12 protein-coding genes are annotated in these 7,506 nt (G+C 62.5%); 3 read left to right on the top strand and 9 right to left on the bottom strand.

Annotation, left to right across the window (positions count from 1 at the left end):
• The 6 genes from ruvA to EN939_RS14060 form a co-directional block, all read right to left on the bottom strand.
• On the bottom strand, positions 1-274 hold a 274-nt coding region (ruvA, locus tag EN939_RS14085; RefSeq protein ID WP_164750989.1), incomplete at its 3' end, for a Holliday junction branch migration protein RuvA.
• A 27-nt stretch (positions 275-301) separates the two neighbouring features.
• Positions 302-721 (bottom strand): type II toxin-antitoxin system VapC family toxin, encoded by a 420-nt coding sequence (locus EN939_RS14080; RefSeq protein ID WP_127268491.1) that lies wholly within the window; start codon positions 719-721, stop codon positions 302-304.
• Positions 699-968 carry an AbrB/MazE/SpoVT family DNA-binding domain-containing protein gene (locus tag EN939_RS14075; protein WP_127268490.1) on the bottom strand — a complete coding sequence of 90 codons (270 nt, stop codon included), beginning with the start codon at positions 966-968 and terminating at the stop codon, positions 699-701. Before EN939_RS14075 ends, EN939_RS14080 begins: the two co-directional genes overlap by 23 nt.
• A gap of 56 nt (positions 969-1,024) precedes the next feature.
• On the bottom strand, positions 1,025-1,534 hold the full coding sequence (gene ruvC / locus EN939_RS14070; RefSeq protein ID WP_127268489.1) for a crossover junction endodeoxyribonuclease RuvC: 510 nt from the start codon (positions 1,532-1,534) through the stop codon (positions 1,025-1,027).
• A gap of 75 nt (positions 1,535-1,609) precedes the next feature.
• Positions 1,610-2,143, bottom strand: coding sequence for a protease adaptor protein RcdA (rcdA, locus tag EN939_RS14065; RefSeq protein ID WP_127268488.1), 534 nt, complete (start codon positions 2,141-2,143; stop codon positions 1,610-1,612).
• A gap of 449 nt (positions 2,144-2,592) precedes the next feature.
• Positions 2,593-2,973 (bottom strand): hypothetical protein, encoded by a 381-nt coding sequence (locus EN939_RS14060; protein WP_127268487.1) that lies wholly within the window; start codon positions 2,971-2,973, stop codon positions 2,593-2,595.
• A 326-nt stretch (positions 2,974-3,299) separates the two neighbouring features.
• Here EN939_RS14060 and EN939_RS14055 point away from each other — a divergent pair, with 326 nt between their 5' ends.
• Complete coding sequence (locus EN939_RS14055) at positions 3,300-3,851, top strand: DUF2269 family protein (RefSeq protein WP_127268486.1); 552 nt, start codon at positions 3,300-3,302, stop codon at positions 3,849-3,851.
• Between the two features lie 32 nt (positions 3,852-3,883).
• Here EN939_RS14055 and EN939_RS14050 read toward each other — a convergent pair whose 3' ends face one another.
• The 3 genes from EN939_RS14050 to EN939_RS14040 all read right to left on the bottom strand — a co-directional run bounded on the left by EN939_RS14050 (position 3,884) and on the right by EN939_RS14040 (position 6,045).
• Complete coding sequence (locus EN939_RS14050; RefSeq protein ID WP_127268485.1) at positions 3,884-4,654, bottom strand: sulfite exporter TauE/SafE family protein; 771 nt, start codon at positions 4,652-4,654, stop codon at positions 3,884-3,886.
• Between the two features lie 119 nt (positions 4,655-4,773).
• Complete coding sequence (locus EN939_RS14045) at positions 4,774-5,502, bottom strand: class I SAM-dependent methyltransferase (RefSeq protein ID WP_127268484.1); 729 nt, start codon at positions 5,500-5,502, stop codon at positions 4,774-4,776.
• 63 nt (positions 5,503-5,565) lie between these two features.
• Positions 5,566-6,045 carry an Lrp/AsnC family transcriptional regulator gene (locus tag EN939_RS14040; RefSeq protein ID WP_127268483.1) on the bottom strand — a complete coding sequence of 160 codons (480 nt, stop codon included), beginning with the start codon at positions 6,043-6,045 and terminating at the stop codon, positions 5,566-5,568.
• A 134-nt stretch (positions 6,046-6,179) separates the two neighbouring features.
• Between EN939_RS14040 and EN939_RS14035 the strand changes: the two genes are divergently transcribed.
• The gene (locus tag EN939_RS14035) at positions 6,180-7,085 is read left to right on the top strand and encodes a DMT family transporter (protein ID WP_127268482.1); all 906 of its coding nucleotides are present in this window, start codon (positions 6,180-6,182) and stop codon (positions 7,083-7,085) included.
• A 134-nt stretch (positions 7,086-7,219) separates the two neighbouring features.
• Positions 7,220-7,506, top strand: a 287-nt coding sequence (locus tag EN939_RS14030) for a thiamine phosphate synthase (protein ID WP_206528290.1), incomplete at its 3' end; no start/stop codon positions are given.

Genomic DNA, 7,506 nt, shown 5'->3' with positions numbered 1-7,506 from the left:
ACAGGATGGCCAGCGCCACCTTGGCGCCGACGCCCGGAACATTGTTCATCAGCAGCCGGAACCACTCGCGTTCCAGCACCGACTGGAAGCCGTAGAGGCGCAGCATGTCCTCGCGCACATAGGTCTCGATGAACAGCACCACCGCTTCGCCGGGCGAAGGCAGCGCCGCCAGCGTGCGCGCCGAGCAATAGGCGACGTAGCCGACGCCATGGATGTCCACGAGGCAATGGTCCTCGTCGACCTCGTCCAGCGTGCCCTTGAGCTTGCCGATCATGCCAGACCTTTCATGGAAGATGGGCTCTCATGGGTGCGTCTCAGGAGAGATGATGTCGAGGTCGGGAAAATAGCTGCGGTAGCGAGCAGCGTCGCGGGTCAAAAGACGATGTCCAGCGACGGTCGCGTGAGCGCCGATAAAGAAATCGGGCAAGGTTCTTTCCCTGACGCCACCGGCCCGGCGATAGCGGGAATGCGTAACGCCGGCAAGGAACGCCGCGTCCCAAGATACAAGTTCGCGATCCATCCCAAGCATGTCGACTGCTTTTCGAAGCGCCGTTTCCGTCGCAATCAGCGGCGCCAACTCGGACCAGACGATCGTGTTGACCACCAACGCGCCGTCGCGGCGGCAGGAGGCGATTGCCGATGCCGACCATCCTTTCATCGGTCCGGCTGGACCCCAAACATCGATCAGGACATTTGTGTCAATCAACGTCGAGATCTTCACGCGGCCCCCTCAACCACTCCATGTACTGATCGGTGGTCATGCCTCCCAGATCCAACGTCCCCTCCATCTGGTCGAGGACATCGCTGAACCTGCGCAATTTCTCTTCCTGGGAGAGGTTCTCGTTGACGGCAACCAGCCGAACACCCTCGTCGGTGGCCACGAACTCCACCTCGGAGCCCGGGGCGATGCCCAGACGGTCCCTTATCGGCTTGGGGATTGTGACTTGCCCCTTGGTGGTCACGCGCATGGTAATACCTCTGCGGTATTACTTATCCCTGCAGCGTGAACAAGTCAAGAACATAGCTAGCCGGCCAGCGCCATCCTGTAGGCCACGCTCTGCCGGTGATGCGCGTGGCAGATGGCGATGGCGAGCGCATCAGCGGCATGTTCGGTATCGAAGACGGCTTTCGGCAACAGCACCTTCACCATCATGTGGATCTGCTTCTTGTCGCCATGGCCGACGCCGATCACCGCCTTCTTCACCGCGTTGGGCGCATATTCTGCAACGACAAGCCCCGCACGCGCCGGCACCAGCATGGCGATGCCACGCGCCTGGCCGAGCTTCAGCGTTGCCACCGCGTCCTTGTTGACGAAGGTCTGTTCGACCGCCGCCTCGTGCGGCATCGCGCTGTGCAGGATTTCGGCGAGCCCGTCATGCAGCTGGCACAGCCGCGTTGCCAGCGCCGCCTTGTCGTCGGACTTCACAGTGCCGGAAGCAATGAAGCGCAGCGAATTGCCGAGGCTTTCGACGATGCCCCAGCCGGTGCGCCGAAGCCCAGGATCGATACCGATGATGCGAATCGCTTCCGCCATTTGCCGAGTTTACCTCCGGCCCACAGCGATGCCAGCGAAATGTGAACAAACCGGAAACAGAAGACGGACCGAGGTCTAACCCCGAGCGAAAGCCGTGTTGAGCAGGCTGATCTGGTCGGACACCGGATTGAGGCGGCGAGCCATCGGTTGCATGTCGACCAAGGCGCTCGAGCCATAGATCTCCTCGTCCATGCGGCGCACCAGTGCTTGCAGGCGCAGCGAGCGGGTGACGAGATCGAGGAAATCCTCGGGCAACTCGGCCCAGCCGGCGGCTTCGTCATGGGCGGAAGCGGTGTCGAGACGCACCTTGGACTTTTCCGACGCGACCTGGTCGCGGGTCATCTCGCCGGAATTGGCGGCGCGCTGCAAAAGCAGCCAGGACGCAACCTGCATCAGCCTGGTGGTCAGCCGCATCGATTCGGCCGCATAGAGCGTGGCGCCCAGCCGCGACAGTTTCTTTGCCTCGGCCCGGCCCTTGCCGTCGAGATATTCGGCGGCCTGTTCGACCAGGCCCATGCCTTCCTGGTAAAGCGGCTTGAAGGATTGCGAGAAAACCCGGCGCTCCGCCAGCTTGACGGTTTTCGCACTGCCCTTCGAAGGCTCGTTCATTGATACGCCCCTGCACTTGCAACCGGCCGATTCGGCTCCCTGCCGATACACCCGGAACCCTATCTGACTGAAGCTTGAAAATGCGCTTCGTCACCGGCGAAGGCAAGCACATGTTTAACAGAAGGTTAACGGCGAGCCGCCATTGGGCGGCCCCGCTGAGACGCGGACAAAAAGGGAAATGAAGACAAAAAAAGAGCCGCGGATAAGGCGGCTCTCAGGAGTTTAACAGGGAGGCGTCAAACAAAGTGGCTCCAACCACTCGGTAAGAATCCAGATCACTGGATGAACATAGTAAACACCTGTAAAGCTTAATGAAGCCTTAACGGCGCGGATGTTTTTTGACCGAACGCCGCCATACTGTGCCGTAACAGGACAGCATCTCCTGCGTTAGGCTAGCTCAGGCTGTCCTCCAGATCGCCGGCACAGCCTCACCTTACCCCAGGTCCAGCTCAGGCCGTCTTCCAGATCGCCGGCAAGGCGATGAAGGCGAACAGCAGCATGGCTGCGTAGAAGCCCATCGAGGAGGCCGCCACCAGCGGTTCGATCGCGGCATTGCCGGCAAGCAGGAAGTAGAGGCCGATCAGCAGGCCGATGCCGCTGATTGCGGTCAGCCAGAAATGAACGGTGGCGAGTGTCTTTTGCCCGATGGCAGGGAACAAATGGTAGAAGAAGGCGAAGACCGCCGACATCAGCCATCCAGCCACCATTGTGTGGGCGTGAGTCGGCATCTGACCGTGATCCTGGCTGATCGACATGTGCAGGCCGAGCGCCATGCCGCACAGCGAATAGATGACGGCCAGTGTGAAGAAATTCCGTGCTACCCCTTGCATGTCTGTCCCCCGAATTGCCTTTTCCCGTTGTGGGAATGGGTTGATCGTCAGGCGATTGTTGTCGCCACCGGGCTCCCGGCGTTAAGCGCGTTAGCATCGGCGATGTTTCCGGACGATGTCGCGCCAACCCCCTCCCGACGATTCGTACATTAGCAGGAAATCAGATAGCGCGTTCACTATCTCAGCCGCTTCTTCATTGCCTGAAACAGATCCGGGTTTTTCGCGACATCGTTCCGAAACAGGCGCCACGCTAAACGCCCGCTCCTCTGACGGCCGGCGCAAATCAGCGCCGCCGCAACCTGACCGGAACACTGCAGGAGCAACCCATGGACTGGTACTCGATCGTCAAATTCCTCCACGTCACTACCGCCATTCTGTGGGTCGGAGGCGGCTTCGTGCTGTTCCTGCTGGGCATGCTTGCCGAGCGGGCGGGCAACATAGAGGAAAAACTGCAGGCAATGCGCGCCAGCGGTCAGCTGGGCGGCAGGTTCTTCGCGCCGATGTCGATGCTGACGCTGATTTTCGGCCTCATCATGTGCTGGTTCTGGGTCGGCTTCTCCGACCTGTGGATCCTCATCGGCCTGGCCGGCTACGCCACGACCTTTTCGATCGGCATGTTCATCTTCAAACCGACCGGCGAGCGCATGGGCGCAATGATCGCCAAAGAGGGCGTCACACCAGAGGTTCTTGCCATCGGCCAGCGTATGATGAGCGCGGCGCGCTTCGACTATGCGGTGATGGTGGTCATCATTGCCGACATGGTGCTCAAGCCGACCGTGCATGACATCGGTATCCTCGCCGGCATGGTGCTGGCCGTCTTGATCGGCGCCACACTGGCCTTTGGCGGCAACCGCCGTCTCGTGCCGAGCGCTGCCTGACCCTGATGACGGGCGGCGGCGCAGCCGCCTTTCTACATCGGACCTGCGATGCCATCCCACAGCAGCTTCAGTGCAACGACCGCGACGGTTGCATAGGTGAAGGGATAGAAGGTTTCCGGCCGCATCCGCCGCACCAGCCAGGCCCCGGCAATGGTCGACAGCGGCGCCAGCGGCATCAGCACCGCCGATGCCGTCAGATTGGCGGTGTCGAACTGGCCGAGCGCGAAATAGGGCACCAGCTTCAGCGCATTGGTGGCGGCAAAGAAGATCGCGGCGGTGCCCGATAGAACCTTCGGATCGAGCCGGATCGGCAAGGCATAGACCTGGAAGGGCGGGCCGCCGACATGGGCTACGAAGCTGGTGAACCCGGCGACCGTGCCCCAGACCGCGGCGGCGACGCGGTTGGGCGCGGCAGCGTGATCGGCGCCATGGCGGAACTGCAGATAGAGCCAGCGCAGGACGAAGATGATGGCGACGGCGCCGACGATCAGCCGCACCGCCTCTTCGGTGACCAGTGCCGCCGTCAGCCAGCCAAGGCCGATGCCGATGACGGCGCCCGGCATCATGTCGACCAGCATCTTTCTGTTATAAACGCCCCACCATGTCCATACCGAGACGATGTCCATCAGGCACAGGATCGGCAGCAGGATGGCCGCCGCCTGCACCGGCGGCATGGTCAGCGCCATCAGCGGCACGCCGACGAAACCGACGGCGCCGCCAAAGCCCCCCTTGGACAGGCCGACCAGAAAGACCGCCGGAATGGCAGCCGCATAGAACCACGGATCGAGAAGCAGGCCTGACATGGGAGGGGGGACTGGTCCGGAGGGAAAGCGGGTCGACGCTTGAATAGCCCAGAATGCCCGGCGGAGCGACAGCAAATATGAGCGTGGCGGCGGCACACTCGGCCGACGCCGGCCAGTGCCTAGCGCCGAGCCGAGACCAGCAGGAACATCGGCCGCTCGAGCTCTTCCGCCAGTTCCGGCTTGGCTGCGATTTGCGCATCGGTCGGCCGGAATTCCTCGACATGGCCGATGGTGAAGCCGGACCGGATCAGTGCGTTGAGGGTGGTGCCGATCGTGCGGTGATGTTTCACCACGCCCTTGGCCAGCCAGTCGGTGCTGCGCGGTCCTGCCACCAGATATTGGTCGACAGGCCACGTCTTGCGGCCTTCGCTATCGATCACCCAGCCGGGTTTGGTCGGCGCCATGAAGATCGGATGTTCCGTCGAAAAGACGAAACGCCCGCCAGGCGCCAGGGCCCGATGCACGGTCCCGAACAGACGCGACACATCCTCGACATAGTGCAAGGCGAGCGAGCTGTAGACGAGATCGAAGCTGGCTTCCGGCAGGCTGAGCCGATCGAGATCGGCCGTCTCATAGCTTATGCCAGCATCGGGGCCGGCGGCCCTTGCCCGGGCAAGCATCTTCTCCGACAGATCCAGGCCAAGCACCTGCGCCGCCCCATGCTCGCGGGCCCAGCGGCAGAACCAGCCGAAGCCGCAGCCGAGATCGACGACCCTCAAGCCGCCGACATCGGGCAGCATGGCGCGCAGTGCCGGCCACTCGGCGGCACCCTCCAGCCCTTCGACCGAACGGCCGAGCTGGCTGTAGCCTGCGAAGAAATCCTCACGGTCGTATATATTCTGCGCCATGGTTCCGGCCTCGTTTGGGCCGGCACACTAACCAACCGGCCGCCGGCTTTCCACCCAACTCGATCAGGAGGCCTGCAAGACCTTTGCCCTATCCCGAGAGGCGGTTGCGTCAAGCGGCGGCGGCCGCCGCCGGATCGGCTGCGCCTTGATAATGGCGGTGCTTGTCTCCGCCTTGTCGGCGATGCGATCGAGAATCCCGTCGAGATCGCCGATCGAGCGCACGAACAGCCGGGCGACGAAACAGTCATCGCCCGTCACCTTGTCGCATTCGCCGAATTCGGGAATTTCCTCGATCAGCTTCTGGACGATGTGCAGCTTGCCCGGCAAAGGCCGGATGCGCACGATCGCCTGCAGGGTATAACCGAGCGCCAGCGGATCGATCTCGACAGTGAACGCTCGGATGACGCCGCGCTCCTCGAGCCGTCGCAGCCGCTCCGAAACGCTTGGCGACGACAGCCCGACCTGGGCGGCCAGTTCCTTCAGCGAGGTCCGTGCATCCTTGACCAGGATTTCAAGGAGATTTCGGTCGAGATCGTCCAGCATCTTTTTCTTTCCCCGATAGTTTGGAGTTTTCTCCTAATATAATTAGGCCAACCGGCCATACGCCCTTTCCAATCAGATGGAAAGCTTCGCGGCAGCATGAGATTATGGCGGCTCAACCGATATGGAGGTTTGTTGTGAACGAAACGGTGCGCGGCACGGTCGAAATGTCAGCCGCAATGGCCATCCTGGGAACGATCGGATGGTTCGTCGTCCTGTCCGGCCAGCCGATCATGGATGTGGTGTTCTGGCGTTGCGCTTTCGGTGCGCTGACGCTGCTCATCATCTGCGCCGGGCTGGGATTGCTGCGCAACAGGCTGTCGCTGCGCATCATCGGCATCGCCGCGCTCGGCGGCGTCGCCATCGTCGTCAACTGGCTGCTGCTGTTCAGCGCATTCTCGCGCGCGTCGATCTCGATCGCCACCGCTGTCTACAACACGCAGCCTTTCATGCTGGTCGGCTTCGGTGCGCTTTTCTTCGCCGAGCGGCTGACCCTGACCAAGCTGACCTGGCTGGCCATCGCCTTCGCCGGCATGGTTCTGATCGTGCAGTCGGCTCCCGATGCCGGCGATATCGGCACGGATTATTTCACCGGCATCGTCATGGCGTTGGGCGCGGCTTTCTTCTGGGCCGTCGCCGCCATCGTCACCAAGAAGCTCAAGGGCACGCCGCCGCACCTCATCGCGCTGATCCAGGTCTGCGTCGGCGTCGTCATGCTGGCGCCTTTCGCCAATCTTGCAGAGCTTCCGGCCGATGCCTGGAGCTGGACCATGCTGGCGACGCTCGGCATCGTCCATACCGGCCTGATGTACATACTGATGTACGGCGCCATCCAGAAGCTGCCGACGCATCTGCAGGGATCGCTGTCCTTCATCTATCCGGTCGTCGCCATCCTGGTCGATGTCGTCGCCTTCGGCCATCGGCTGCATCTGAGTCAGGTCGTCGGCGCCACCGCCATCCTGATCGCCGCCGCCGGCATGAATCTCGGCTGGACGCTGTGGAAGGGCAAACCGCCCGTGGCGAGCCCGCACCCGATCAAATGAAGCGCCCCGCCGGATGCCCGGCGGGTCAAACATCGCGATCCCGGCTGCCCGCCTGTTCAAAGCGGGCACTTTGCTCTATGCCGCAATCCAACCATCTTCGCCCGGCATAGGCGAAACGCGGGACCCGAAGAACCATGAATGAAGCAACGCCCCCCAATCGCTGTCGCATCGTGCTGATCGCGCCGTCCGGCGTGCCGGCGGCCCGTATTGTCGCGGCATTCGATGGCGGCGATGTCGCTTCGCTGATCCTGCCCGAGAACGGCATGGATGAAGCCTCCTTTCAGGCTTTCGCCGAACAGATCGTGCCGGCAGCGCAAGCCGCCGGCGTTGCTGTCATCATCGCCGGCGACACCCGCATAGCCGGCCGCGTCCAGGCCGACGGCATCCATGTCGAGGTCTCCAAGGCCGAACTTGCCGAGAC

Source organism: Mesorhizobium sp. M7A.F.Ca.CA.002.05.1.1 (genome assembly GCF_003998335.1).
Lineage (GTDB): Bacteria > Pseudomonadota > Alphaproteobacteria > Rhizobiales > Rhizobiaceae > Mesorhizobium.
This window is presented reverse-complemented; position numbering and strand designations above follow the sequence as displayed.

What these genes read in the sequence shown, in the direction of transcription:
- EN939_RS14050 (WP_127268485.1), bottom strand. Translation starts at nt 4,654, where the DNA reads ATGTCAGGCCTGCTTCTCGATCCGTGGTTCTATGCGGCTGCCATTCCG.
- rcdA (WP_127268488.1), bottom strand. Translation starts at nt 2,143, where the DNA reads ATGAACGAGCCTTCGAAGGGCAGTGCGAAAACCGTCAAGCTGGCGGAG.
- ruvC (WP_127268489.1), bottom strand. Translation starts at nt 1,534, where the DNA reads ATGGCGGAAGCGATTCGCATCATCGGTATCGATCCTGGGCTTCGGCGC.
- EN939_RS14060 (WP_127268487.1), bottom strand. Translation starts at nt 2,973, where the DNA reads ATGCAAGGGGTAGCACGGAATTTCTTCACACTGGCCGTCATCTATTCG.
- EN939_RS14045 (WP_127268484.1), bottom strand. Translation starts at nt 5,502, where the DNA reads ATGGCGCAGAATATATACGACCGTGAGGATTTCTTCGCAGGCTACAGC.
- EN939_RS14040 (WP_127268483.1), bottom strand. Translation starts at nt 6,045, where the DNA reads ATGCTGGACGATCTCGACCGAAATCTCCTTGAAATCCTGGTCAAGGAT.
- EN939_RS14055 (WP_127268486.1), top strand. Translation starts at nt 3,300, where the DNA reads ATGGACTGGTACTCGATCGTCAAATTCCTCCACGTCACTACCGCCATT.
- EN939_RS14075 (WP_127268490.1), bottom strand. Translation starts at nt 968, where the DNA reads ATGCGCGTGACCACCAAGGGGCAAGTCACAATCCCCAAGCCGATAAGG.